22 protein-coding genes and 2 pseudogenes are annotated in these 26577 nt (G+C 68.4%); 8 read left to right on the top strand and 16 right to left on the bottom strand.

The annotated features are described in order from the left end of the window. Nucleotides 1-17: 17 nt before the first annotated feature. From VMD50_RS20090 to VMD50_RS20075, 4 genes are all read right to left on the bottom strand, one after another. Complete coding sequence (locus tag VMD50_RS20090; RefSeq protein ID WP_325429985.1) at nt 18-1145, bottom strand: YeiH family protein; 1128 nt, start codon at nt 1143-1145, stop codon at nt 18-20. Between the two features lie 166 nt (nt 1146-1311). Further along, complete coding sequence (stf0, locus tag VMD50_RS20085; protein WP_325429983.1) at nt 1312-2115, bottom strand: trehalose 2-sulfotransferase; 804 nt, start codon at nt 2113-2115, stop codon at nt 1312-1314. An 884-nt stretch (nt 2116-2999) separates the two neighbouring features. Continuing rightward, nucleotides 3000-5642, bottom strand: a complete 2643-nt coding sequence (locus VMD50_RS20080; protein WP_325429981.1) for a LuxR C-terminal-related transcriptional regulator — start codon at nt 5640-5642, stop codon at nt 3000-3002. Between the two features lie 548 nt (nt 5643-6190). Next, the gene (locus VMD50_RS20075; RefSeq protein ID WP_325429979.1) at nt 6191-7720 is read right to left on the bottom strand and encodes an HNH endonuclease signature motif containing protein; all 1530 of its coding nucleotides are present in this window, start codon (nt 7718-7720) and stop codon (nt 6191-6193) included. Between the two features lie 552 nt (nt 7721-8272). Between VMD50_RS20075 and VMD50_RS29910 the strand changes: the two are divergent. From VMD50_RS29910 to VMD50_RS20065, 3 genes and pseudogenes are all read left to right on the top strand, one after another. Further along, a pseudogene (locus VMD50_RS29910) lies at nt 8273-8530 on the top strand (DivIVA domain-containing protein); the annotation flags it as partial. A gap of 24 nt (nt 8531-8554) precedes the next feature. Continuing rightward, nucleotides 8555-8662: pseudogene (locus VMD50_RS29905) on the top strand (DivIVA domain-containing protein); the annotation flags it as partial. Nucleotides 8663-9122: 460 nt separating this feature from the next. Then, the gene (locus VMD50_RS20065; RefSeq protein ID WP_325430079.1) at nt 9123-9632 is read left to right on the top strand and encodes a glycine-rich domain-containing protein; all 510 of its coding nucleotides are present in this window, start codon (nt 9123-9125) and stop codon (nt 9630-9632) included. Between the two features lie 15 nt (nt 9633-9647). On the opposite strand, the gene VMD50_RS20060 is transcribed toward VMD50_RS20065, so the two are convergent. Further along, nucleotides 9648-11225, bottom strand: a complete 1578-nt coding sequence (locus VMD50_RS20060; protein ID WP_325429975.1) for a PucR family transcriptional regulator — start codon at nt 11223-11225, stop codon at nt 9648-9650. A gap of 84 nt (nt 11226-11309) precedes the next feature. Here VMD50_RS20060 and pruA point away from each other — a divergent pair, with 84 nt between their 5' ends. Continuing rightward, entirely contained in the window at nt 11310-12941 is a 1632-nt protein-coding gene (pruA, locus tag VMD50_RS20055; RefSeq protein ID WP_325429973.1) for an L-glutamate gamma-semialdehyde dehydrogenase, read from the top strand. Continuing rightward, the gene (locus tag VMD50_RS20050) at nt 12941-13903 is read left to right on the top strand and encodes a proline dehydrogenase family protein (protein ID WP_325429971.1); all 963 of its coding nucleotides are present in this window, start codon (nt 12941-12943) and stop codon (nt 13901-13903) included. Before pruA ends, VMD50_RS20050 begins: the two co-directional genes overlap by 1 nt. Nucleotides 13904-13939: 36 nt before the next feature. Here VMD50_RS20050 and VMD50_RS20045 read toward each other — a convergent pair whose 3' ends face one another. Further along, nucleotides 13940-15295, bottom strand: coding sequence for a PE family protein (locus VMD50_RS20045; protein WP_325429969.1), 1356 nt, complete (start codon nt 15293-15295; stop codon nt 13940-13942). Between the two features lie 176 nt (nt 15296-15471). On the opposite strand from VMD50_RS20045, the gene VMD50_RS20040 reads away from it, so the two are divergent. Continuing rightward, entirely contained in the window at nt 15472-15681 is a 210-nt protein-coding gene (locus VMD50_RS20040) for a hypothetical protein (protein WP_325429967.1), read from the top strand. A gap of 31 nt (nt 15682-15712) precedes the next feature. Then, a complete protein-coding gene (locus tag VMD50_RS20035) occupies nt 15713-16459 on the top strand; it encodes an MBL fold metallo-hydrolase (RefSeq protein WP_325429965.1) in 747 nt (248 codons plus the stop codon). 49 nt (nt 16460-16508) lie between these two features. On the opposite strand, the gene VMD50_RS20030 is transcribed toward VMD50_RS20035, so the two are convergent. After that, nucleotides 16509-17399: a helix-turn-helix domain-containing protein gene (locus tag VMD50_RS20030; protein WP_325429963.1), complete on the bottom strand. Its 891-nt coding sequence runs from the start codon at nt 17397-17399 to the stop codon at nt 16509-16511. A gap of 83 nt (nt 17400-17482) precedes the next feature. On the opposite strand from VMD50_RS20030, the gene VMD50_RS20025 reads away from it, so the two are divergent. After that, on the top strand, nt 17483-18685 hold the full coding sequence (locus VMD50_RS20025; protein ID WP_325429961.1) for a cytochrome P450: 1203 nt from the start codon (nt 17483-17485) through the stop codon (nt 18683-18685). Between the two features lie 11 nt (nt 18686-18696). Here the strand turns inward: VMD50_RS20025 and VMD50_RS20020 are convergent, their stop codons facing one another. From VMD50_RS20020 to VMD50_RS19980, 9 genes are read right to left on the bottom strand one after another with little or no spacing between them, the layout of a single operon-like run. Further along, complete coding sequence (locus VMD50_RS20020) at nt 18697-19317, bottom strand: TetR/AcrR family transcriptional regulator (protein WP_325429959.1); 621 nt, start codon at nt 19315-19317, stop codon at nt 18697-18699. Then, nucleotides 19314-20384 carry a zinc-binding dehydrogenase gene (locus VMD50_RS20015; RefSeq protein WP_325429957.1) on the bottom strand — a complete coding sequence of 357 codons (1071 nt, stop codon included), beginning with the start codon at nt 20382-20384 and terminating at the stop codon, nt 19314-19316. Before VMD50_RS20015 ends, VMD50_RS20020 begins: the two co-directional genes overlap by 4 nt. A 9-nt stretch (nt 20385-20393) precedes the next feature. Beyond that, entirely contained in the window at nt 20394-21563 is a 1170-nt protein-coding gene (locus VMD50_RS20010; protein ID WP_325429955.1) for a lipid-transfer protein, read from the bottom strand. Beyond that, nucleotides 21560-22012: a MaoC family dehydratase gene (locus VMD50_RS20005; RefSeq protein WP_325429953.1), complete on the bottom strand. Its 453-nt coding sequence runs from the start codon at nt 22010-22012 to the stop codon at nt 21560-21562. Before VMD50_RS20005 ends, VMD50_RS20010 begins: the two co-directional genes overlap by 4 nt. A gap of 4 nt (nt 22013-22016) precedes the next feature. After that, complete coding sequence (locus tag VMD50_RS20000; RefSeq protein ID WP_325429951.1) at nt 22017-23132, bottom strand: acyl-CoA dehydrogenase family protein; 1116 nt, start codon at nt 23130-23132, stop codon at nt 22017-22019. A gap of 8 nt (nt 23133-23140) precedes the next feature. Next, nucleotides 23141-23539, bottom strand: coding sequence for a Zn-ribbon domain-containing OB-fold protein (locus VMD50_RS19995; RefSeq protein ID WP_325429949.1), 399 nt, complete (start codon nt 23537-23539; stop codon nt 23141-23143). Beyond that, entirely contained in the window at nt 23539-24087 is a 549-nt protein-coding gene (locus tag VMD50_RS19990; RefSeq protein WP_325429947.1) for a MaoC family dehydratase, read from the bottom strand. Before VMD50_RS19990 ends, VMD50_RS19995 begins: the two co-directional genes overlap by 1 nt. After that, nucleotides 24084-25283, bottom strand: coding sequence for an acyl-CoA dehydrogenase family protein (locus tag VMD50_RS19985; RefSeq protein WP_325429945.1), 1200 nt, complete (start codon nt 25281-25283; stop codon nt 24084-24086). The genes VMD50_RS19990 and VMD50_RS19985 overlap by 4 nt, the downstream gene beginning before the upstream one ends. Beyond that, nucleotides 25283-26473, bottom strand: a complete 1191-nt coding sequence (locus VMD50_RS19980; RefSeq protein ID WP_414686128.1) for a cytochrome P450 — start codon at nt 26471-26473, stop codon at nt 25283-25285. Before VMD50_RS19980 ends, VMD50_RS19985 begins: the two co-directional genes overlap by 1 nt. Nucleotides 26474-26577 lie beyond the last annotated feature (104 nt).

Genomic DNA, 26577 nt, shown 5'->3' with positions numbered 1-26577 from the left:
CCTCGCCCGAGGTGCCCCTATGTGCCTAAGCCCCAATGGAACACGCGGGAGGTCAGCAGGACGAGCCCCAGCGAGACCGACGCGACGACGGTCAGCCCGATGACCGCGACGACGAGCGGACGCCACCCGGTGCGGGCGATTTGCGGGATGTCGGTGGTCAGGCCGACGCCGGCGAAGGTCAGCAGGAACGCCCATTTCGACACGTTGGCCAGGTTCGCGGTCTGCCCCTTGCTCAGCCAGTGCGCGGTCGCGATCGCCGAGACCGCGAGGAAGCCGAGCACAAATTTCGGGAACTTCTCCCAGACGAACGCTGCCTTGGCCTTGGCGCCGGGCGCGATCTCGTCGGCCTGCCCTCGGGCGGCCCAGTACAGCGCGAATCCCAGGACGACGAAGCCGATCAGCGCGTTGCGGGTGGACTTGACCAGCACGGCGATCTTGCCGGCGTGATCGGAGAACAGGTAGCCGGTGGCGGTGGTTTCGGCGGTGTTGTCCACCGCCAGGCCCGCCCACAGGCCGAACTCGTAATTCGTCAGGCCGATCAGGTGCCCCAACGGCGGCAACGCGAACAGCCCGACCGCGCCCAGCGCCAAGATCGCCGCGATCGCGTAGCTGACGTCGGCGTTGCGGGCCCGGATCGCGCCCTTGGCGGCCACGATAGCGGACACCCCGCAAATCGAGGTGCCTATCGCCAGCAGCGAGCCCAGCTTGCCCGACAGCCCGAACGCGCGCGCCACGATGAGAATGATGGTTCCCGCGACCGCCATGTCCACCAGGATCTGGACCAGGCTGGTGGCGCCGAGCTTGGCGATGTCGCCCAGCACGAATCGCGAACCCAGCGCCACGATCCCGACCTTGAGCCAGAACTGGTAGGTCAGCACGCCGGGCCGAAATACTCGATGCAGGCCGACGGTGTTGGTGATGAGCAATCCAATCACGATGGCCCACAACACATATTCGATGTCGGGGACGGTCCAGTGGTGGTGCTTGGCCAGTGTGTTCCACCAAATTTGGGCGTATTTGCCGAGCACGCCGACGGAGATCAGCAGCAGGATGCCGGGCACGTAGTCCAGTGGGCGGCTGCTGGTGAAGGCGGCTTCCGCCGGCTTTCCCTCAGATTCTCGGGAGTCGACGCTGACCGTGCTCACGGCATCACCAGGGAATCTTCGGGAGCGCGCCGGCGACCGCCAACGCGACGATCACGCCCGCCAGCAGTGTCGCCCACCAATCTTCGGATAACCGTCGCACGACGCAATGGTGGCGTGGCCAGCGTTGGGGGCCAAGCGATTGGCTCGCGCTGAATTTAGGTCGCGCTCAGGTCGGTAGCCCGTCGCGCTCGGCGTCGGCGCGGTAGCGCTCCACCCATTCGTCGGAGCGCTGGTCGGCCTGGCGCTCCAGCGCCGGCTCGGGTGCCAGCAGCGGGTCCAGCCCCAATGCCTCGAGGATGGTGGCCACCACCTGAGTCAGGTTGCGCCACAACACCGGATACGGAACCTCCAGCGGCTCGACGCCCTCCTCGGCGAACCAGGTCCGCCAGCCCTCCTCCTGGGTCCGCAGCATGGTGACGACGTGCGCGATCGCGCCGGCGTGGTAGGTGGCGCGCGCGTCGCGCGCGGGATCGGGCCTGCCGCGCCACACCCGCGTCTGCACCGCGCGCCAGAAAGACACCGCCTGCGACACCACATCGGGCCGGTGCACGTGGATGAGCAACGGTTCCTCGCCGATGACATCGCGGATCGCGGCCCGCAGGCCGTCGCCGGACCGATTCGGCAGGTCCTTCGCGCGGTTCAACAGCAGCGGCGTCTGGTTCCACATCAGCTTGCCGCCCCACACGCCGTTCGGCGTCCGCCCGACGGTGCGGATGTAGTCGCGCCAAATCTCGGGCGCCGCCAGGTCGGGCGTCCCTTCGTCCAGGGGATCGAGCAAACGCAGGATCGACTCGTCGTCCACGCCGGCGAACCACTGCCGCGGCTGCGGCGCCTGGCTCGTGGCGGGCAGGTACTGAAAGAACTCCTGGGGCTCGCCGGCCACGCCGGTGGCGCGCAGCGATTCGACCAGCAGCGTGCTGCCGCTGCGCTGAGAAGCCAGCACCAGATATGACGACGGGCTTTCAGTCACCAAGGAAGCCTAACCGGAGGAAAACGCCCTGCAAGTCCTTCGATTGGCTTCACGCCGAACATAGCTATTGCGCGATACGGGACGGCCGCCGGATGATCCGGCGCCGACCGGGGAAACCAGCGGCGAGCCGCGTCGACGCTTCGTGCCGCCGAATCCGTTGGGCGTGGGCGGCTTTCGTCAACACCTGCCGGAGAACTGGTCGACCAATGCGTACACACCCTTGGGCCTCTTCGAATGGGTTGGGGGGCCGGGTGCTTTTCGACGACCACACCGCCGACTTGCTTAGCCGATTTGTTGCGCCGACAATGTCCGAACCTGCCCTTCGGGCTGTTCTTGCCGTACGGATTGAATCCATTGTGCCGGCCGGAAATCGGCACAGAGCGCACCGGGGCCGACTAATTGCGTGACAAGTCGAGTAGTGGTCGAGTAGTCAACTACTCATGTCCGCCCGGGGACTCGCTGAGACGATGGTTAGGACCGGTGGAGCGGCGAGATCAACAGTCGAGGCGGCATGATGAACACCCTCACCATTGAGCGCCTTCGCCCAATGTTGCGACTTGTGCCCTACAGCAGGCGAAGGGTTCGTCACAGCGTGCCGTCCTGCGATGTCCCAGCCGGCCTGATCACGAGCACACGGCTCGATCACGGTTCCATCGTCCCGCTCTGCGTCATGTGCATCGAAGCCGGCCGCGCGACAGAAGCTACCTACCAAACGGGTGACCAACTGTGCGGCTGCGATCAACACATCCAAGAGCTCGAACAACACGGCCGGGCCGCGATACACCGACAGCGAAAACGCATGGCGGCAACGCGACGCGATCAACGCTAACGAGAACCCGCCGCGGCGCCCGGATAGGCGTGCAAGCGAATACTTGTTGCCCTGTTTAATTCTCGTGGCAGGCGAGACGTATCAGCTGGACCAGCTGTTCGCGGTCATCGATGCCGAGCTTGCCGAAGATGCGATAAACGTGTCCCTCCACCGTCCGCACCGAGACGACCAGCCTTTGGGCGATCTGCCGGTTGGACAAGCCGGCCGTGACCAAGTTCGCGATCTCGCGTTCACGAGCCGTGATGGGCAACGGCGAGGCCGCTGCATCGACCGCCGGCGTTCGTATTCCGCCCTGCTTAGCCAACCTGTGCGCGTGGGTCGACGACGATATCTCCTTGCCACGCTGGCGGGTGCTGGCGTGTTCGCGGGCGGCGTGGGCCGCCGCGTCGGCGGCGAGCGCCATCGCGCCCATGTCAGCGAATCGGTCGGCGGCGGCGTCCAGAAGATCGCCGTCGTGGTCGGCCAGGCCGCGGGCGTGCTGGGCGATCGCGTCTGCCAGCGGGGTGTTGAGTGTCGTCGCCAGCTGCGCCAGCCGCCCGGCTTGGGAGCGGTCATCGAACCGCACGGCGGTGTGCAGGGCGCGCATCTCGACGGCCCACATCCCGCGTTGGCGCGCGATCTGCGCGGCGCGGACCGCGTGTGCTTGCGCGGTCGTCGTCTGGCCGGCGGAGGCTCGCTCCCAGGCCCGGGCCAGCTCGAGTTCGGGCAGGAACACTGCGACGTGCGGTCCGTAAGCGTCGTCGGCCCTGCACAGCGCGGCGGCGGCGGCCGCGCTGTCTCCCCGAGCGCCTTGGGCCTGCGCGGACCAGGCTGATATCAGCATCAACCAGCCCGGCGGAAAACCACGCGCCATGGTCGATATCGAATCCTGAAAGGCAGAACACGCGAGCGTCAACCCGCCCCGGGCAAGCTGCACCGATCCGAGCATGGCGTGCACGAAGGCGTCTGCAGCGGGCCACACCCTCGTCGTGGAAGCGTAGCGCTCGCGCACCCGCTCGGCCGCCAGGTCATCGCCGGCGGACGTCAACGCCACGACCTCGGCCAAGCCCATGGCAAACCGGCACGGCCCGGATTGATCGAGCACGGCTGCCCGCCCGGCATCCGCTACGCGCCGGACTTCGTGGAACTGGCCGGTGAGGGCCAACGCCCAACACGTCCAGGTGGCAGCCCACGTCCTGATCGCCGGTGGCACACTGGATTTGCAGACTTCCAACCCGAGGTCGAGTGCCGTTCGGACGTCACCGGAAAAGCATGCGAACGCCGCTTCCATGGCCCTCACGAGCGGGAGCAGTGCGTCAGAACCGACGCGCGCCCGCACTTCAGCGAGTGCCAGCCCTGCCGGCTCCACCTGCCTGCAGCTGAAGAAGAGGTTCGCGGCACGCAGACAACCCCACTGGACGACCAGCCGCTCATCGGCACCGTCGGGATCGACGTCATTGAGCATCGCCTCGACCTCGGCGCCTCTTCCCTGCCAGCCGATCGCCTCGGCAAGCACGAGCGCGGCCGGCAGGCCACCGCCGCGCTCGAACGCGAATCGGGCCAAGTCCTCTCCGCACGCGATGTCCGACATGGTCACCGCGCTCGCCGCGGCGCCGACGATCACGTCGAGGTCCGGCGGCATGTCGCTTCGCGTCATGAGTTGCGCCAACCGTATCCGGGTGCGCACGTCGGGCGACCCCGACCGCTCCTCCTGCGTCTGCATCTGCTTCTGAAGTTGTTGTGCCAGTTGGGTAGTGAGCTGCCGCGTCCGCACCACTCCGGCTCGTTGCATCGCCACCTCACCCAAGACGGGATGACCCAACCGCGCCACGGTGTGGAAGCCGTCGGCGACCACCTGGATTAGTCCCCGTCGCTCTAGGCGGCTCACCACGTCGGGATCGCAGAGCTCACGCAGGATCTCCCAGTCGAGCACCTCTGCGGCCGCCAGGATTTCTACGGCCTCCAACTCCTCCGGTGCGAAGGATTGCAGTCGAAACTCGAGCAGAGCGTAGAGTTCGCGGTCGGCACGCAGCGCGCCGTGGAGTTGCCAGCCCGCGCGCGTGCACACCAGCACGCCACTTTCGCGACCCGCGCCCAGCAGGCTGCGCAGTAGCAGCGGGTTGCCCGCCGCCCGGCCGTGCAATGCGGTGATCAGCCCGGTGTCGACGACGCCGCCGAGTACTGCGCGGGCCAGCGCCTCGGTCTGCTGCGGCGTGAACGCATCGATATGGAGACCCAGCAACAACCGCTCCTTCAAAAGCGTGGTTACTGCGTCGGGTACCGGCTCGCCGGACCGGATCGTCACGATCAATCGCGCACCGCCGCCGGCCGCGAGTTGTTGCACCAGCGTCGACGACAACGGATCGAGCAGCTGCGCGTCGTCGACGACGACGACGAGGTTCTCCTCTCGCTCCAGGGTTCCTATCGCGGCCGCGAGCATGGCGGCCGGTTCCTGCGGCGCCTCCACGGTCAACGATCGATAGAACGCGCCCAACGGCACCGTGGAGCCGGTTTGGGTGCCCAGCACATACCGCACCGTCGCCCCGCCCGACTCGAGTGTGTCGGCAAGCGAACGAGCCAGCGTCGATTTACCCACCCCGCTGTCGCCAACCAACGCGACGCCACAAAAATCCGCGTCATCCGCGAGCGCCGCCAAGGCTCGGCGCAGCTCGTCGTCGCGGGCTACTATCGGCCACTCCGACGCGCTCTCCGTTTGCACGACGCCAAACCTCCATGACCAGGTGTTTTCGCAGAGGCTACTGAGTCCGCGCATGGTTCGAGTAAAATTATCATCTTCGGAGCAAAATGTTTGTACCGCGTTAATCGGACAGGCCTTCGCAAAATCATGCCTGTTGAAGGGTTTTTTCCGCACTTGTCGTACTCGTAGGCAGTGCCTTCGGCGCAAATCATTCCGGCGTGCCAGATCCGGCCTTGTTTTCAGACGATGTATAAACGTATGCCGCGACTTTGTGGGCTTTCAAAACACCGACAACGGCGTTGCTGATGGCCATCCGGCCCGAGTTGGCTTCACGGCTTTGCAGCCCGGGTCGGGTCGAGCAAACGCGAGCATCTCGCAAGCGGTACGGCGTTGTCTGGGGGACGGGAACGTTTCGCCCGGCGTCTGGGAGGGAACTGATCCGCCGCCACCGGAGGGGTTTCCTTTCATGTGTTCAGGCACACCGTGACCAGCGGCTCGTAGCGCGCGGGCTTCGAGGCACCGGAAGCTGTTGCGGCAGGAAATCGCGACGGCGAAGTGGCGTCACTGTCTCAAAATGGCGGCGGTTGATTGCGTTCGGCGACGCGGTCGGCGTTGAGCGCGCGTTCAGCGTCGATGCGATGGGCGCGGTCTTGTTGCCGGGTTAGTCGCCTCGTGGGCATCATCAGGCCGCGATCGCCGGAAGGTGCGCCGTAATCCTTTGGAACACTGAGCAGTTCGCCGGTGGGTAGGCACAGCGCCGGAAACAGCAGCCGACTGCCCGGACGGGTGATGTACTTGTGCCCGCTCGGTGAGGTCCACACGATGGTGCCATCCGGCAGTTGCTCGTCGCGCCATGCCGGCCAGAAAGTCTTTAGCAGGTGGTGTTTTCGGCATAGACATTTGAGGTTCGAGGCGTGGGTCGGGCCGATCGGGTACGGGATGGTGTGGTCGATGTCGGCGAACTCGGCGGGTCGATCACAGCCGGGAAATCGGCACGTCATGTCGCGGCAGCGGATGAATCGCTCGAGCCGGGCCGAGGGGCGATAACCCGGCTCGGGTGGCGAATCGGCGGGGTGGTGCAGTGGTTGGACTTTGGCGCCGTTGCGGATCAGCTCGGCCACCATCGAGGCGGGAATGGTGCCGCCGCCGGTGAGGTGGGCCGCGGGCAACCGCACCGCCGGGATGTCGGGTTCGGGGTCGGGGGCCAGCGCCTCGTCCAGGGTCATGTCCGGTGTGATGGGCCGCGACTTGCGTTCGCCCGAGTTGTGCGGGTCGGGCTGGGCATCGAGGGCAGCTGCGTCGGTGACGACGTGGACCACCACGGCGGCGGCTCGAGAGTCGCTGCCGGCCCGGCACTCGGCCTTGCCGCAGCCACACGCGAGGTGTTCGCCGCCGGCGGCCAAGGCCCCCAGCGCGTCGGCGCGGCGCTGATCGAGCGTTCGCGGGTCGCCGTCGCATAGCTGCTGGGCCATCTCGGTCAATCGGCGATCGAGGGCGGCGGCGTCCGTCGCGTACAACGAACCCCATAGGGCCGCGGTGCCCGAGTCGTGCTCGTCGGGGCTGATCGTCACGTGGCGCCCGCGCGCGCCGGCGCGGCTGCGGCGCAGGGCCGCGGGGTCGTGGCGGTCGACGACCGCGTCGATGGCCTGGGCGGTCTTGCCCAATGACAGCGGCCCGAAGTGCCTGGCGTCCCGGGCCAGCGTCTCGTCGACCAACCGCAGCGCCTCGGAGTCCTTGATCAGGTCCGTGTGCCACACGATCCCCGAGACCAGCCGCGCGCTGATCGTGCCCTCGGCGAACAAGGCCGCCACCTTGGGCAGGCGGTCGCGCAGGGCCACCGCGAGATACATCTGCCCCGAGGCCATGGCGTGGCTGACGCCCTGTGCCGCAGCGACTTCGGCGGCCATCGCGTCCCAGTTGTCGCACGACCAGTACGCGCGGTCGACCGGCCCGTCGGCGCGGCGACGCACCAACTCGGCGATGGCCGCCAGCCGCCGCGCGGCGGCGGCGGCCTCGGCGCGGGCGCCCTCCGTGATCGCGGCCACCACCGCCGCGTCGTCGGCCGCGCGCAGCGCCTCGGCATCCGGCAGTTCGAACATGCTTTCGATTCTAATGCGGCCCCCGACGCAGGCACGCCACGACAACGGAGTCTGTGGACCAAGTCCCAACTGTGGATAAGTGCCGCGTCGCGGCGGAAAGCGCTGGGGCTCAGCGCCAATACGTTCTGTTATCTGTGGACCGCGGCCGCAGACCGCGCCAGGCCGGACAAGCCGCTGCCCGAGGCATCAACCGGGTCGTCGCGGCCCCGTGATGTTCAAGCATGTGATTGGCGCTTTCGCCCTTCCGCCGTCGGCCGGAGCCCGTCATGATTGTCACCGAGGTCAGACAAGTGGAGCGCCACATGAACACCACCTCGGCACTGGGTGTCGGCGTCGCCGCGCCCGCTTCTTGCTTTTCGGCGCGGTGACCTGGCACGGAGATGGCAATTACCCAAGGGCAGGCCCCCTAAGTGACGTGTACTTGCTCCGCTCGGATCGGGGAATTGGCGTCTGGCCGGCGCTTGTACCAACCGGGTTGACGCGAGAGTGACGCAAGAATTTCGCAAATGCCCCGCAGTAATCTCTCGCCTGACCGCAGCGACAGGAAACGCCATGGAGATCAACCAGGACGACCCCGAGAAACGCATCGCCGAGCTGGAAAGCCAGCTGGCCGAGCAAAAGCGCCTGACCGCCACCCACGGCGCGGCCGGGCGACAAAAATGGAAGGTCAACAGATTTGCGTCACCGACGGGCGATTGCCTTAGTGCAGAACAGGTTCGCAGCGTGGCTTTCTCCAAGCCACCCATCGGAAAGTCCGGCTACAACCAAGACGAGGTCGACGCGTTTCTGGACCTCATCGAGTCGGCGCTGGTAGACCCCACGGGACACGCTCTGATGTCAGAGCACGTGCACGACGTGTCATTCGCGAGGCCACCGATCGGAAGACGCGGGTACAACGAAGACGAGGTCGATGCGTTTCTCGATCTCGTTGAGCAACAACTCAGAACGGGCGCGGCTCCGCAGCTGCCCATCGGCCGGGTTCCCACGACGCATGCCGCGGGTCCCCAGGGCTCGGGCCGCAGGATTTCTGACGTCGTCAGCTCTGTATTCAGTAGCTTTTGGGTTTGGTATTTACTCTTATTCGTCCTCCTCGCCGGCGGCGGAGCCGGGCTGCGTTTTCTGGGCCACTTCGTTCGACTGGACGGCCCCGCGCCGGACTGGATGGGCATTGCGTTTTTCGTCATACCCGTGGTGATGGCTGTCGCCTATGTGGTTCGACATCTGCAAACCCGCAACAGACGCCGTCATCGCTATTGGGCGACGGGCGGGGGCGGCGACGGGGGCGGCGGTTCCGGGTGCAGCGGCGGGCACAGCGGCTGCGGCGGCGGTCACGGCGGTTGCGGCGGAGGATCCGGCTGCGGCGGAGGCGGCTGTGGTGGCGGGGGGCATTGACATACCGAAAATGCGTTGGCGCGGCGGTCGGTTCGATCGGGCGAACTCCGCGGTCGCGCGGCTGGAGCTTCCCGCGGCGGTGTTCAAAACCTCTCCGTGGCAGCCGAGACCGCTTGTCGACAGCGGGTTGCGGCAATGGCTGCGCTGCTGCGCGCCCGCGCTGCGGGACCATCGGGTGATCGGGATGCCTTCGCGTGCAGTCGATGAGGCGTGGCACGGCCTGATCCTGTGCACGGTCCAGTATGCGAAGTTCTGCAGGCAGGCGTATGGGGAGTTTCTGCATCACTACCCGGAGGGCGGCGCACCGGACGACGTTCGTGGCGCGTTCGATTCAGCCGATGAGCATTTGCGCAGAACGGTTCTCGCATGGTCGCTCGTCGCAACACCGGGCGAGCACTGTGTCCTATGGGATCTCGACCAACGCGTCGGCGTTGACGAGCCCTGGGGTATCGATCGCGATCGGGTCGCGGCGATCCAGAGCGCTGCAGCGGAAGTCGGTGGTGGCCGCCCGATTCGATGACAACAGGCCCCTTGGTCAAGCCGAGCGCTCGGTCACCCGCAATCCCAGCGAAAACAGCAGCCGCACCTCGGGATCCGACAGCGACGTCGACAACAGCTTCTCGATCCGTCGCACCCGGTACCGAACGGTGTTGGGATGCACCTGCAGCACCCGGGCGGCGGCGCCGATGTCGCCGAAGCTGTCCAGGTAGGCCCGCAGCGTCTCGACCAGCACCGGATCTTGGGCGCGCAGGTCGCGTATCCGCGGATCGACCAGCCGCTGGTCCGCGCCGACCAGGGTGACGATCTCGTCGAGCAGGACGGTGGTGCGGGCTTCGGCCAGCGTGGTCACCTGGCCTAAAACCGGGTGTCGCTCAGCGCTGTCAAGGACGCGGTCGACCTCCGAGCGCGCCGCCGCGACTTCCGCCAGACCGGCGACCGGCGCGGCGATGGCGGCCCGCAGCTCGACGCCGAGTTCGGCGCGCAGGGAGCCGATCGTGCCGCGCGCCCATGAGCTGACCGACCGCGTCTGCGTCTGTGGCAGCAGCACGTAGATCCGGGATGCATGCGACGCGACCTGGGCGTCGCGGCGAAAAGCGCTGGCGCTCAACGCCAGGACGTCGGCGAGGCGCGGATGCGCAGTCCCGATGGTGTCCCAACCGATCAGCGCGGCGGCGCCGTCGGCGGGCAGGCCGAGTTCGTGGGCGACGGCAGCCGCGTCAGCGGGTTCGTCCGTGAGCCCGAGAAGTTGCTGCATGCGCCGCGCATGCGTGGACGGCCGGGCGGCCAGCCGCACCATGATTCGCGCGGCCAGGACGGCCGCGCCCCGCAGCATGTCCTCGGCGTCGTCGGCCAGGGTCTGCGAGCCTTGCTGCACCCAAATGGCGCCGGCGAACACCGGCGGTCGGCGCGCACCGGCCGGGGGCTGGCGGATGCCGATGGCCAGCCGCGGGCGCAGACCCAATTCCGGGCGCTCGGCGACACGCACCACCTCGCCGCTGGAGCGCAGCGCGTCGAAGATGCCCCACTGGCCGATCCACTCCAGATGCTCGGGCGGCCCGGCGCGCCCCAGGATGGAAAGGCGGCGCAACTCGTCGGCCTCGTCGTTGGAAGCCGAATAGGCGAGCACGTGCGACTGGGCGTTTTCGATGCTGACCATGCCGTGGATGCGGTCGGCCAGCGACTGCGCCAGGCCGAACAGGTCGGTGCCCGAGTCATCGACCGGGTCGCCGCGGTCCCGGTGATGTTCCAGCACGTGATTGACCAACTGATAGAGCCGCTCCCAACGGGCCCTCGGCTCCACCGCCACCACCGCCGACCCGGCCGCGACCGCCGCCGCCACCAGGGCATCCGACGGCCCCTTGACGAAGATCGCCGCCGGTGCGCACGTCCGTCCGTCGAGCCATCGCAGCGCTTCGTCCTCGGTCACGCCCAGCAGGAAGAAGACGTCGGCCAAACCCGCCGGCGCGGCAAGGCCCAGCCGCACGTCGTCGGAATCGATCAGCGCCGCCGACGCCACCGGAAGGTCCAGGCCGCGCGGGGCGTCGACCAGGCTGACCAGCGTTGCGTCCAGCGCGAGCAACATCTGACCCAGACCGATACCCGCCACTCGCATGTTGTCCGATTCTACTAGCCAGAACCCCCAACCTTGTCCAATCGGCCAACAAGATCAGGGTCCGCGCCGGGGATCATCGGCAGCATGGACGCGATCACCCAGGTACCGGTCCCGGCTAACGAGCCGGTCCACGACTATGCGCCGCAATCCCCCGAACGCGCTCGCCTGCTCGCCGAGTTGAGCGCCCTGGCCGACCACGCGGTCGACCTCCCGCACGTCATCGGCGGCGAGCACCGGATGGGTGCGGGTGATCGGGTCGACGTCGTCCAGCCGCACCGGCATGCCGCGAAGCTGGGCACCCTTACCAACGCCACGCACGCCGACGCGACGGCGGCGATCGACGCGGCGATGGCCGCGAAGAAAGACTGGGCGGCAATGCCTTTCGACGAGCGCGCCGCGGTGTTCCTGCGGGCCGCCGACCTGCTGGCCGGGCCGTGGCGCGAAAAGATCGCGGCCGCAACGATGCTCGGGCAATCAAAGTCCGCGTATCAGGCCGAGATCGACTCGCCGTGCGAGCAGGTCGACTTCTGGCGGTTCAACGTGGCGTTCGCCCGTCAGATCCTGGCGCAGCAGCCGATCAGTGGACCCGGCGAGTGGAACCGCAGCGACTACCGCCCGCTGGACGGCTTCGTCTACGCGATCACGCCGTTCAACTTCACCTCGATCGCCGGCAACCTGCCGACCGCGCCCGCGCTGATGGGCAACACCGTGGTGTGGAAGCCGTCGATCACCCAAACCCTGTCGGCATATCTGACGATGCAACTGCTCGAGGCGGCGGGCCTGCCGCCCGGCGTGATCAACCTGCTCACCGGCGACGGCTACGCGGTTTCCGATGTGGCCCTGGATGATCCCCGGCTGGCCGGCATCCACTTCACCGGGTCGACCGCCACCTTCCAGCACCTGTGGCAGCGGGTGGGCGCCAATATCGGCCGCTACCTCAGCTACCCGCGCCTGGTCGGCGAGACCGGCGGCAAGGACTTCGTCGTCGCGCACGCCTCGGCGCGGCCGGAGGTGTTGTGCACGGCGCTGATTCGCGGGGCCTTCGACTACCAGGGCCAGAAGTGCTCCGCCGCGTCACGGGTGTTCATCGCGCACTCGGTGTGGCAGCGCATGGGCGACACCTTCCTGGGCGAGACCGCCGCGCTGCGCTACGGCGACATCACCGACCTCACCAACTTCGGCGGCGCGCTGATCGACAGGCGGGCCTTCCTCAAGAACGTCGACGCCATCGAGCGGGCGAAGGGCGCGCCCGGCGTCACGATCGCGGTCGGCGGCGAATACGACGACAGCGTCGGCTATTTCGTGCGGCCCACTGTGCTGCTGTCCGACGATCCGACCGACGAGTCCTTGGCGACGGAATATTTCGGCCCGGTCCTGTCGGCGCACGTCTACCCCGACGACCAGTACGAACAAGTCCTGGATGTCATCGACACCGGGTCACGCTACGCCCTGACCGGCGCCGTCGTCGCCGACGACCGAGCGGCCGTGCTGACCGCCCAGGACCGGCTGCGGTTCGCCGCAGGGAATTTCTACGTCAACGACAAGCCGACCGGCGCGGTGGTCGGTCGTCAGCCGTTCGGCGGCTCGCGCGGTTCCGGCACCAACGACAAGGCCGGTTCGGCGCTGAATCTGCTGCGCTGGACGTCGGCCCGCACGATCAAGGAGACGTTCGTTCCGGCCACCGACCACACCTACCCGCACATGGCGGCCGGCTGATGGCCGGATTGTTCGCCCACACCGTGCGCCCGGCGATCCTGGCGGCCGGCCGGTGGGAGGGATTGCGCCGCACGGCCGAGCGGATGCCGGTCACGCGCACGGTGGTCGGGCGGTTCGTACCTGGCGAGACGATCGATTGCGCGCTGGGCAGCGTTGCTGCGCTTCGTGATTCGGGCCGCCTCGTCAGCATTGACTACCTGGGCGAGGACGTCACCGACTCCGATGACGCCGACGCGGCCGTGCGGGTATACGTCGATCTGATCGGCAGGCTGGCCCAGTTCCGTGACGAGGGCGACGGGGTTCGGCCGCTGGAAGTGTCGCTGAAGCTGTCCGCGCTGGGGCGGGCGCTGGACCGCGACGGCGAGAAGATCGCCCGCGAGAACGCCTTTGCGATCTGCGACGCGGCGCGTCGGGCCGGTGTGTGGGTGACGGTGGACGCCGAGGACCACACCACCACCGATTCGACGCTGTCGATCGTGCGTGACCTGCGGGCCGACTTCCCATGGCTTGGAACGGTTCTCCAGGCCTACCTGCGCCGCACGCGCGGGGATTGCGAGGAATTCGCCGCGTCCGGCGCGCGGATCCGGTTGTGCAAGGGCGCCTACGACGAACCCGCGTCCGTGGCCTACCGGGACGACACCGAGGTCACCGACTCGTACCTGCGATGCCTTGCAGTGTTGATGGCGGGCAACGGGTATCCGATGGTGGCCTCGCACGATCCGGCGGTGATCGAGGCGGTTCCCGGTATGGCCCGCGAATCGGGGCGCGGCGTCGACGATTTCGAATATCAGATGCTTTATGGCATCCGCGAGGGGGAGCAGCGCCGGCTCGCCGGCTCCGGCGACCGCGTGCGGGTGTACGTGCCGTTCGGCACCCAGTGGTACGGGTACTTCGTGCGGCGGTTGGCCGAGCGACCGGCCAACCTGAAGTTCTTCCTGCGGGCGCTGGCGCACCGGGCGTGAACCCCGCACGCTCGAAGCCCACGTTGCACACGCGGGCTAAGACATCCCGTCGATCCCGTTGAGGCCGAGCAGCAGACCGCCGGTGCCGCCGGCGCCGGGCGTGCCGTTGGAAGTTCCCGGCCCGCTGTTGCCGCCGTTGCCGCCGCTACCGATCAGCACGGCATTGCCGCCCGGTCCGCCCTGGCTGCCTACCCCGTGAAAGGAAATCCCGCCGGCGCCGCCGGCGCCACCATTGCCGATCAGCCCCGCCTTGCCGCCGGCCCCGCCGGCTCCACCGACGAAGTTAAGGCCGACACCGCCGGTGCCGCCAGCGCCGCCGGAACCGGCGAGCATGCCGGCATTGCCGCCCGCCCCGCCGGCACCCCCGCCGTGATCGCCGTAGGCGCCAATGCCGCCGGTACCGCCGGAACCGAAGATGATGCCGCCATTGCCGCCGGCGCCCCCGGCTCCGCCGACGCCATTCGAACCCTGGGTGCTGAGACCGCCCGCACCGCCGGCGCCGCCCGACGCGAACAGGCCGCCGCTGCCGCCGGCGCCGCCGGCGCCACCGCCGAAGACGCCGCCCGTGCCACCGGTTCCGCCGGCTCCCGCCGCGCCGAACAATCCCGCCGTCCCGCCGGCCCCGCCGGCGCCCCCGAGGCCGCCGTTGCCGCCGACGCCGCCGGCTCCCGCCGCGCCGAACAATCCCGCGGCCCCGCCCGCCCCGCCGATACCGCCGGTAGCGCCCAGGCCACCCGCGCCGCCGGTCCCGGCGAAGCCGAACAGTCCGGAGGCGCCGCCGGCCCCGCCGGTCCCCCCGGTGTTGCCCCCTGAGAACCCGCCGGTGCCACCGTTGCCCCCGTTGCCGACCAAGATGCCACCGTGCCCGCCGGCTCCGCCAGCGCCGGCCGTGCCCGCTGAGATCCCACCGTCTCCGCCGGCACCGCCGTTGCCGAATAGTCCGGCGGCTCCGCCGGACCCGCCGTTCTGGCCGATGCCGCCCGACCCGCCCGCCCCGCCGTTGCCGAACAATATTCCGCCGGCCCCGCCGTTCGCCCCGGTACCCGGGGCGCCGTTGGCGCCGTTGCCGATCAACGGGCGACCCAATACCGCCAAGGTCGGCGCGTTGATCTGGTCGAGCACCTCCTGCAGGGGCGAAACGCTCGCGGCCTCGGTACTCGCATACGCGTTCACGCCCGCGTTGAGCGCCTGCACGAACTGGTCATGATATGACGCGGCCTGGGCGCTGAGAGCCTGGTAGTCCTGGGCGTGGCCGCCGAACACCGCCGCGATCGCCGCCGACACCTCATCGGCGCCCGCGGCCACCACGCCTATCGTCGGCGCCGCCGCCGACGCGTTGGCCGCGGTGAGTGCCGAACCGATACTCGCCAAATCCGTTGCGACCGCGGTCAATGTCTCCGGGGCTGTGATGAGAAAGGACGCCTGGCACCCCTCGATGCGTCATGGCCAATAAGCCATGCCGACCGAGCCGTCGTCCCGCCGACTTCGACCAGCCGGCAGGAGCACTGTACCGCGATCCGTGGAAAGCGAACACCGCGCGGGCCCGGCGCGCCAAGTAGATTCGCGCCATGCATGTCAAGCAGCTGTTGGCCGGATCCGCCGTCGCCGCTGCGCTGGGGGTGGTTGCACTCGGTATCGGCGTCGGCGTGGCACACGCCGACCCGCCACCACCTCCGGCGCCCGGGCAACCATGGGGCCCGCCGCCGCCGCCGTCGCCTGAGCCCCAGCCGTGGTCGCCGCCCGTGGAGTTCCCGATCCCGGTGCCACCGGCGGGCTAGCGATCGGAGTCGCGGGCGTAGCGTCTCGGCTATGAGCCTGGTTATCGACGAGATGCCCGACCTCGGTATCACCCGGCTTTCGCGCTGGATCTTCAACTGTTACGTCCTGCGAAGCGGTGACGGCGCGGTGGTGGTCGACGCCGGATTGCCGCGGGTCGCCAGCGATCTCTCAGCCGTCCTGGATCGCCTCGGCGGAACCCTGCACGCCGTGGTGGCGACCCACGGACACAGCGACCACGTCGCCGGTGCGGCGGAGTTGGCCATGCGTCACGGCGCGCCAATCTGGTTGCCCGAGAACACACTTACCTACCTCGACGGGGTGAAACCGCGCACCCCGACCCCGGCCCGGGCCGCGCGTATCTGGCCCACCATGATCGACCAGCCGCTGGATCGACTCGGCGTGACCGGGCTCCTCAGCGGTGCCCGGGTGGCCGGATACGGCACGCCGGCCGGTATGCGCTGGACCGGACCACCCCCTGGCGGTGGCCTTGCCGATGGCCAGCCGCTGCCCGGCGCCCCGGATTGGGCCGTGGTCAATGCGAGCGGACACACCGATGACAGCATCGCGCTGTGGAATCCGACGACGCGCACGCTGCTGTCGGGTGACGCCGTGCTGACAGTTCGCGGCAAGGTATGGCACACACCGGAAATCGTCGACGCGGTCAGCGCCGCCGTCACCCGCAAGCAACTTGAAGAACTACCGGTCGCCCACCTGCTGCCGGGCCATGGCAGACCGGTTCACGCCGGCGATACCGTGTGGCCCGAGCAACGCCGATGAATTCCAGCGGTATTCCGCAGTGCGGCCACTGAGATCGGACTGGGCCGGGCTAGGGTCGGGCCCCGTTGAGCCGGTCTGCGGTATGACGCAATTCGTCGATGTAGCGCTGCCGCTGCGGCCGTGAAACCGCCGGCCGGAACGGTCCGATCTGCAATTCCCATCGCGCGGTGCCGTCGCTGTCGAAGACGGGCGCGGTCAGCACGCTGACCGGCAATTCATCATCGATGGCCAGCTGCTCGGGTTCATACGCGGTGCCGTTGAGGCTACCCAGCAGTGCTACGACCCGGTTGCGCAGTTGCGCGCTGCTGGGGTCCTCCGACAGGAAGCTCACAACGTCGGCGATTACATCGACCGTTTCGACGGCGGCTCCGGCACCCCATACACCGATTCCGGTTTCCCGGATCACCTCGAGCGTGCGCCGTAACCGTTTGATTTCCTTGGGTTTTCCGCGCCCGAGCCAGTCGCGCTGCGCGGTCTTGTCGGCGTGGGCGATGATCGACGCGCCGGCCGGCGGCGCCAGCGGCAGCCGCGTACCGGAGGAGATGCCGGCGGGAACGTGGCCGCGAAGCGCGGTGACCGCGACGATGATCAACTGTCGGCGATGGACCGTACTCAGGCCGACCGCGCAGCCGACGCTGTCGGCGAGGCGTTCGAGCTCGGCGTCCACCACGTTGGGGCGAGGCAGAGCGGGCCGGGCCCGCTCGCTGATCGCGATCAGGCCCGGACCCAGGCGGTAGGTCAGATCGGGTAGACGAGTGACCCAGCCCTGGTCATCGAGCGCGGCGAGAATGGCGCCCACGGTCGATCTGCTGAGGCCGAGGCCGTCGGCGATCTGCGCCGAGGACTGCGGCCGCTCGCGGAGGGTCAGGAACTCGACGACCGAGATCACCCGCAGCGTCGGCGGGGACGGCGACCCGGCGCGGGGCTTGCCAGTCTGCATGGCCTCTCCGTACAGTGAACTGCCTAGGCGGATAATCGCACTATGCTATACGAATAATCGCATCGAGGACTGAAGTGAACCCAATGGCATTGCCCCGGGCCGACATCGAGGGCATCGATTTCGCGCTGGACGACCAGCCCGATCTGCACGAGGTGCTGGCGGGCCTGCGGCGGCGTCGTGATCATGCGATCGTGCCGTTCGCGGGCGCCAAAGCGGTCCTGCTGTTGACCCAGGAGCTGGTGGCTGCCGGATTCCGCGACGAGGAGACTTTCCCGTCGTGGGCCGCGTATTCGTTGACCACGAAACCGGTGTGGGGACACACCATTCAGTGCATGACCGGCAGGGAACACCGCGTCAACCGCGCGATCGTGTCGACCCCGCTGCGCCGTAGCTTCGTAGACCGCTACGCCGAGCCGATCATCGCGCCGGTCATCGACGAGTTGATCGACCGGTTTGCGTCTCGGGGCCGGGCGGACCTGGTTTCCGAGTTCACCCAACGGTTCTCGCTGCTGATCAACAACCGGATGCTCGGGATTCCCATCAAGGACGAAGACACGGTCTACGGGTGGGCTCAGGGCCTGTTGCACTACGCCATCGATCCGGCGGAGGCCACACGGTGCGCCCGGGAGCTTTCGGAGTACGTGTTGCCGATCATCGCGGCGCGCCGGCGCGAGCCCGGCGACGACATGATTTCGCGCATCGTCACGGAAACCACCGACGACGGCGAGCGACTCGGTGACGAGCAGGTGTTGTCGTTCGTGCGGCTGCTGTACCCGGTGGGGGCCGACACCACGATGCTGGCGATGGGCAACGTGCTGGCCGCGCTGCTCACCCACCCGGGGCAGCTGGCGCTGTTGCGCTCCGACGTCGACGAACACCTGCCGTGGGCGATATGGGAGGCGCTGCGCTGGGAGCCGCCGGTGGGTCTGCTGCCCCGGGTTTGCCCGCAGGCGGTCGCCTGGCGCGGCATCAACATCCCGGCCCGGACGCCGATGATCTTCGCGATCAACGCCGCCAACCGGGATCCGGCCGTCTACCCGGACCCGCACACATTCGACATCACCCGGCGCGCGACGCCGCTCGTCGCGTTCGGCCAGGGCCCACACAGCTGCATTGGAAACTGGCTGGCATTTACCGAACTCGTCACGGCGCTGCGTGCCCTACTGGACAGGCTCCCGAACCTGCGCCTGGCCGCGGGGGCGGCGGAAGGCGCGCGGATCACCAGTCAGACGGTGACGACGCTGCGCGGCCCCGACTCGCTTCCGGTCTACTTCGACCCGGCCTGACCAAGAGTTGCCTAGCCTGCTGCGCGCCTATTTCTGGGGCGGTCCCGGGCGAATCCGCGGACCACGTGAGCGCGCACGAATTCCGCCGCCACCTCGGGGTCGTCCATGTCCAGCGTCGACGACGGCGTGCTGAAGAGCGAAAAGAGTATGCGCGCAAACCATTCTCCGGCGGCCTCGACGTCGAGGTCCTTGCGGACCTCGCCGGTGAGCCTGGCGGCGGAAAGGTAGGGCGCGAAGAAATCGACGCACTCGCGCAGCAGCACCGCGGCGTCCTTGGTCAGCAGCAGGCTGATCGCGTCCTCATCAAAGTACTTCTCGGAGGCGATGACCCGCCGCGCCTGGGTCACGAACACCGCAGCGCGGCTCAGCTTGTCCTCCAGCGAGCTGCCCTGGTCCATCGCCTTGGACATCTCGCGGTAGAACCGCTCGGAGGCGTGTTCGGCGCACGCCTCGATGATGGCGGCCTTGTCGCTGAAGTACTCGTAGACGGTGCTGCGCGAAACGCCGGCCGTCCGGGCGATGTCGACGATCGTCGCCTTCTGCAGCCCCTGTCTGCGGAAGCAGGCATACGCGGACTCCACGATGAGCTCGCGGGTGTCGGTCGCCGGGGTGAAAGCCGAGGCCTGAGTCACGGCACCAGCGCCCCCCTGGGCACCAGCCCGGCGTCGGCTGCGGCGTAGGCGGCATTGACGTCGGCGAGATGTAACGGCCTGGGCATCAGCCGGCCGAACGGAAAGTCGGTGTGCTGCAAAAAGGACAGGCCGACCGCCAGCGTGGCCGGGTCGTAGAGCATGACGCCGCGCACGGACTTGTTGCCGTAGACCAGGACGCTCGGGTCGAGCTCGAACGTGCGCCCCATCCCGATATTGCCGACCTCGAGCAGCGTGCCACCGTTGTTGAGAAAGCCGACACCGTCGGGGATGACGCCCGGCACCCCGACGACCTCGAGCGCCCAGTCGGCGCCGATGCCGTCGGTGTGCCGGCGGACCCGCTCCGTCACCTCGAAAGTGGAGATGCCGCTGGCGTCGATGCAGACGGTGGCGCCGAGATCGGACGCGACATCGAGCCTTTCAGCGATCTTGTCGATGACGATGACTTCAGCCGCACCCGCGGTGCGCGCCACGGCGGCGGCGTTGATGCCCAGCCCACCCGCGCCCTGGATGACGACCGTGTCGCCCAGGCGCACATCACGCAGCGCGAACAAGACCTGGGCCAAGGCGCAATTCAGCGGGGCGACGGCTTCGTCGGGGAGGTCCTCGGGCACCTTGTACAACGGCTGCCGCCGGCTGGTGTAGTAGTACTCGCCGTGCGCGGCGACGAAGTGCGGCTCCTGCTCGTGGGTCCGGTATTCGCCGGCCATCAGGTTCTGGCACGCGTGGGAGCGGCCCCGCGCGCAGGCGTGGCACTGCCCGCAGGTCCAGAAGTACGGGGTGACGACGCGATCGCCGGCGGCGAGCGGCTTGCCGGTCGCGTCGGTGGTCAGCCCCTCGCCGAGTTCGGCTATCTCGCCGACCATTTCGTGGCCCAGGGCGAAGGGGCACGGCAATGGCAGCTCGCCGCGAAAGATGTGCAGGTCGGATCCGCAGATCCCGGCCATCCGCAGCTTGAGCGCCGCGGTTCCCGGCGCGGGCGCGGTGAGCGGGAATTCGGCCAGCTCGATCGGCCCCCCGGGCGCGGTCAACACCGCGAGCTTGGGCATGGGTCCCCCTCAGTCCGCTGGCGCGAGGATAAGTCCGCTGGTGGGCACGCCGGTTCCCGACGTGACGAGCACGTGCTCGACGCCCTCGACCTGGTTGGGGGAGGTCCCGCGCACCTGCCGCACGCCCTCGGTGATGCCGTTCATGCCGTGGATGTACGCCTCGCCGAGCAGCCCGCCGTTGGTGTTGATCGGAAATTCCCCGCCGAGCGACAGCCGCTCGACGGTGGCGAAGTCCTTGGCCTCACCGCGCCCGCAGAAGCCGAGCTCCTCGAGCTGCGTGAACACGAACGGCGTGAAATGGTCGTAGATGAAGGCGGTTTGGATGTCTTGGGGCTTGAGGCCCGAATCGCGCCACAGCTGGTTGGCGACTACCCCCATCTCCGGGAGACCGGTGATGTCCTCGCGGTAGTAGCTGGTCATCATCTCGCCCTCGCGGGCCGCGCCCTGGGCGGCCGCGGTGATCACCGCCGGCGGCTGCCGAAGATCCCGGGCGCGTTCGGCGCTGGTCACCACCAGAGCGACCCCGCCGTCGCTCTCCTGGCAGCAATCCAGCAGGCGCAGCACGGGTTCGATGATCCAGCGCGAATTCTGGTGGTCCTCCAGCGTGATCGGGCGCCGGTAGAACCAGGCGTCGGGATTGTTCGCCGCGTGCGCCCGGTCGACGACGGCGATGCGGCCGAAGTCCTCGTTGGTCACCCCGTAGGTCGACATGTAGCGCTGGGCGTGCAGCGCGACCCAGGCCGCGGGGGTGAGCAGCCCGAACGGCGCGTAATGCGCCATGAACAGCGGGGTCTCGGCGCTGGTGCGTCCGCTGCCGCCGAACCGCATGCCGGACCGCTCATTGAACGCGCGGTAGCACACCACCACATCGGCAACGCCGGTCGCGACGGCCATCGCCGCGTGCACCACCGTGCCGGCCGCCGCACCACCGCCGTGCGGCACCCGGGAGAAGAAGCTCAGGTCGCCGATGCCGACGCTGCGCGCCACGTCGATCTCGTCGCTGGCGTCCATGGTGAAGGTGACCATGCCCTCGACGTCACCGGGTGCCAGGCCGGCATCGTCTAGCGCGGCACTGACTGCCTCACAAGCCAATTGGAGCTCGCTACGCCCGGACTCCTTGGAGAACTCGGTCTGGCCGATCCCGACGATGGCGCAGCTGCCGGGCAGCGAGGAGCTCACGCGCCGGCCCCGTCGAGCAGGCTGAGCACCGCGGTGCCGGAGACGTGGTCGCCGAGGCTGTTGGAGCCCCTGAACGTCACCTCGACGAAGTTCTCCCCGTCCGAACCTTCGGTTTTAGAAGTCACGCTGCCGGTGAAGCGCAGCGGGTCATCGGGGAAGCACGGCACGCCGAGGCGGATCGACAGGTTCTTCACCATCGCCTCGGGTCCGGCCCAGTCGGTGAGGAAGCGCACGCAATACCCGTTGGTGGTCAGGATGTTCATGAACAGGTTCGGGGAGCCCTGCTTGTTGGCGTAGTCGCGGTCGTGGTGCACCGGCATGAAGTCCCGCGAGGCGATCGCGCCGGCGACGATCATCGTTGTGGTGATGGGGATTTCGAGGGTGGTCACCTCGTCCCCGACATCGATGTCGGCCCACTTGAGTGTCGAGCGGGGCTTGGCTGCTGTCATAGGGTCATCGGTTTCCTTCCGGATAGGTGCTGCCGATACCGGCCAGCTGGGCACTGGCGGGACCGAGGGTGAGCTCGTTGTGTTTGGCCCACAGGAAGTAGCGGTGCAGCGGATAGGTGACGTCGATCCCGATGCCGCCGTGGACGTGTTGGGTGGTGGCGGCGACCCGGGCGCCGGCCTCGGCGGCCCAGAACTTCGCGATGCGGGCCGCCCGCCGGGCCTCTTCCAAGGGCCGTCCCCGCGCGACGAGCCAGGCCGCATGCCAGGTGGTCCACCGGATCGCCTCGACGTCGATGAAGGCGTCGGCCATCCGCTGCTGCACCGCCTGAAAGCTGCCGATAGGTCGCCCGAATTGCTCACGCCCGCTGGTGTAGTCGGCCGCGATGCGCAACGCCCGGTCGGAGACGCCGAGCTGGATCGCGCACAGGCCGACCAGGGCGCGCGTGTAGAGCGACTCGATCGGCCCGTCGAGCCGGTCGTCCTCGGAAACTGTTGCGCCGTTGAGGAATACGTCCGCGTGCGGTTCTCCGTTGGTGGTCGCGACCGGCCGGACCTCGATGCCGTGGGCGTCGGTGGGCAGCAGGAACAGCCTCGCACCACCGTCGTCGGTAGCGGCCGGAACCACAATGGTGTCGGCGATTTGGGCGGCCGGCACCAGCTCCTTGGCACCGTCCAGCCGCCAGTTCGGGCCGTCACGGCGCGCGGTACAAGACGGCCTCAGCGGGTCGGAGCGGCCCGGCTCTTGCAGGCCCGCGCTCAGGATGCGGGTTCCCGCGATGACGCCCGGCAAAAACCGTCGCCGTTGCTCCGGGGTGCCGTGCCGGGCGATCGGGTCGGCGCCGAGCACCAGCGTCGCATACGCGGGCACCGGCGCGACGCTCCAGCCCACCTCGGCCAGCAGCACCCCGAGTTCCACGAAGCCGCCGCCTGTCCCGCCGACCGCCTCCGGCAGCGCCGTGCCCAACAGGTCGGCGGCCGCGAGCTCCCGCCACAGCGCCGCGTCAAACCGGGTCTCGCCCGCCTCCAGTTCGGTCAGCCGTTCGGGGGTGGCCCGGCGCTCGAAGATCTCGCGGGCGAGTTCGGCGATCGCCTCCTGCTCTTCGGTGAAGGTGAAATCCATTGTGCCACCTACTGACGAGGCCGGAACTGGTGCAGCACCAGGTCGTTATCGAAAGCCTGGTAGTAGACCTCGACCGGCATCCCGACCGTGACGTCGGCCGGGTCGATGCCGCACAGATTCGACACCAGCCGCACCCCTTCGTCGAGCTGGACCAGCGCCACGATGTACGGATAGTCGAAGAAGGGGAAGCGGGGTTCGTGCGGCATCACGTAGCTGTAGACGGTGCCGCGACCCGACGACTCGATCTCCTCCCACTGCAGGGAGCGGCATTTCGGACACATGGGCCGCGGCGGGTGGCGCAGCGCCCCGCAACCGCTGCACCGCTGGATCAGCAGCTTGTGCTCGCGCAGCCCGCTCCAGAAGAATTCGGTGTCCGGACTGATCGCCGGCGCCAGGCGGGGGGCCATCAGCGCGCCGGCCTGAATCGCAGCACGCGGAACCGCTGTCGCCCCAGCACCTCGCCGTTCTGGTCGGTGTAGGTGATCACCCAGGTCAAAAAGAAGCCGGTGCCCAGCGCCGTCTTCTTCTCGTCGGAGACGTCCTCGAACACCGACGTCGCGCTGATGACATCGCCCAGCCGGGGATAGCGTTCGATCTCGAACTCCGAGTTGGTCGCCACCGTGCTGGTGTACCCGGCCTCGTCGAGGAATGCCGTTGGGTTGCTGAGGATTTCGACGGGAGCGCCGCCCCGGTCGCCGATACCATCCAGCTTCGGGGACGGCATCGTCCAGGTCTGCAGCATGACCGGCGGCGACACGATGCCGCCGAACCGCGACGACGCCGCGAACTCCGGATCGAGGTAGACGGGGTTCATGTCGTCGAGCGCGTGGGCCCAGTGCCGGATCATCGGCTGGTTGACCGGATCCGGTGCCACCGAGGGCTTTCCGGTCCCGCCGGTGGGCTTGCCGACGAGCTCGCGCAGCTTCGCAAGCACCTCGGAGTCTTGATCGGTCACGATCCTCCTGATTTGTCTGGGGCCCGAAGGTCTCGGGGTGCCCTCGGCATGCCCAATCCGGCCATGGCAATGATGTCACGCTGAATCTCGTTGGCGCCGCCCCCGAACGTGTTGATGACCGCCCAGCGATATGCGGATTCCAGGGCGCCGCGCAAGGGTGCATCGTCGCCGCGGCGGACCCCGTTGCCGTCGAGCACTTCCAGCAGCTGACGGGCGACCTGCTGGGTGAGCTCGGTGCCGAAAACCTTGGCGGCCGACGCTTCTCCCATGTTCAGCGCGCCCTTGGTCATGGCCGCGTTGACTCGCGCGTTGACGAGTTTGTACGCGGCGACCTGCGCTTCGACCCGGGCCAGCGCGAGCCGCACCCATGGCCGGTCGATGACGCGCCCGCCGTCGAGCTCGGTGGCGGTGGCCCAGTCCAGGGTCTTCTCGAACAGCGGCTCGAGCGCGCCGAGGTTGCCCAGGGCGGCGCGTTCGAAGTTCAACTGGGTGGTGATCAGTTGCCACCCGTGGTTTTCGCCGGCCACGATCGCGCTCGCCGGGACACGCACGTCGTCGTAGAACGTGTAGAAGGTGGAGATGCCCGGCATGGTGTGCAGCGGCTGCCAGGAGAGTCCGGGCGACGAGGTCGGCACGATGAAGATGGAAATGCCCTTGTGCTTCTTCGCGTTCGGATCGGTGCGTGCCGCCAGCCAGATGTAGTCGGCGTACGCGGCGCCGCTGGTGAACATCTTCTGGCCGTTGATCACGTAATCCGGGCCGTCGCGCACCGCCGTGGTCCGCAGCGACGCCAGGTCGCTGCCCGCCCCGGGCTCCGAGTAGCCGATCGCGAACTCCACGCTGCCGTCGAGGATCGCCGGCAGAAACGTCCGCTTCTGCTCCTCGGTGCCGTACTGCATGAGCGTCGGCCCGACGGTGTTGAGCGTCACCAGCGGGATCGGGGCGCCGACCCGCTGCGCCTCCTCGGCGAAGATGAACTGCTCGATCGCCGAGAATCCCCGTCCGCCATACTCTTTGGGCCAACCGACACCCAGCAGCTTGGCCGCAGCCAGGGCGCGTACGCATTCGCGCACCTCGGGGCCGCCCTCCATGCGTGCACCGAGCGCCATGGTGCGTTCGGGCGTCATCACCTTCTCCAACGCGGCGCGGATCTCGGCGCGCAGCCGCTGTTGCCCGGGCGTGTAGTCGAGTTCCATCACCCCGCCGTCCCGAGCCGCACCGGCATCCGCTTGACGCCGGGCACCATCGTGGCGCGCATCCGGTCGACCGCGCCGACCAGCTCCAGCCTGGGGAACCGCCGCAGCAGCTCGTCGAACATGACCGTGGCCTCCAGTCGTGCCAATTGCGCACCGACGCAAGAGTGTTCACCGCAGCCGAACGCGATGTGCGGATTCGGGTGGCGGGTCACCTCGAACTCCTCGGAGTCCACGCCGAAGATGTCCTCGTCGCGGTTGGCCGACCCGTACAGCATCACCACCGTGTCGCCTTCGGCGATCAGCTGCCCGCGAATCTCGACGTCGGCCGTTGCGGTGCGCGCCATGTGCACCACCGGGCTGTTCCAGCGCAACATCTCCTCGACCGCGCCCGGGATCAGCGACCGGTCCTCGACCAGCAGCCGGCACTGGTCGGGGTGCGCGATCAGCGCCAAGGTGCCCAAAGCGATGAGGTTGCGGGTGGTTTCGTTGCCGGCGACCAGCAGCAGGAACGCGAAGTTCAGCAGGTCCTCATCGGTGAGGCGGACCCCGTCGATCTCCGCTCCGGCCAGAACCGACAGCAGGTCGTCGCGGGCGTCGACGCGCCGGGCCGCGATCAGCTTCTGGAAGTACTCGAACAGCTGCCCCATGGCCACCAGCGGGTCGAGCTCGATCTCCGGGTCGGCGGTCCCGGTGGCGGCGTCCGACCAGGCCCGGAATTGCTCCCAGTCGTCGGGCGGGGCGCCGATGAGCTCGGCGATCATCCGGGTGGGCAGCGGCGCGGCGATCTCCTCGGCGAACTCGTGGGCGGAGTCGGGCTGGACGCCGTCGAGGATGCCCCGCACGATCTCGCGGATCTTCGGCTCCAACACGGCCACCCGCCGCCGGGTGAACCCCGAGTTGATCAGCTTGCGCATCTGCCGGTGCCGCGGCGGGTCGGTGAAGATCAGGCTGCCCGGCTGGACCGGGCTCGGCATGTTCGGGTCGGGGATGGTGATGCCCCGGGTGGACGAGAACAGCGCCGGGTTGCCCGACACGAAACGGATGTCCTCGTACTTCAGCAGCGCCCAGAAGTTGGTGACGTCGTTCCAGCACACCGGCGACGCCGCGCGCAACTCCCGGTACGCCGGGTACGGGTCGCCGGCGTAGAAGTCGGGGGAGTGCAACAGAGAAGCGGGAAAAGTAGTCCGCACGGCCGGCCTCCCTGAACGGCGATCCGACACATCGAGGCAATGTGTCTTGCGACGTTGTGTCTACTCTGGCATGGCCGCGGCTGTCAACACGTTCGCAACGCCAT

Origin of the sequence: Mycobacterium sp. (assembly GCF_035506235.1) — a bacterium.
Classification (GTDB): Bacteria; Actinomycetota; Actinomycetes; order Mycobacteriales; family Mycobacteriaceae; genus Mycobacterium.
The sequence above is the reverse complement of the archived record's forward strand: the minus strand, read 5'-3'. Positions and strand labels throughout refer to the sequence as shown.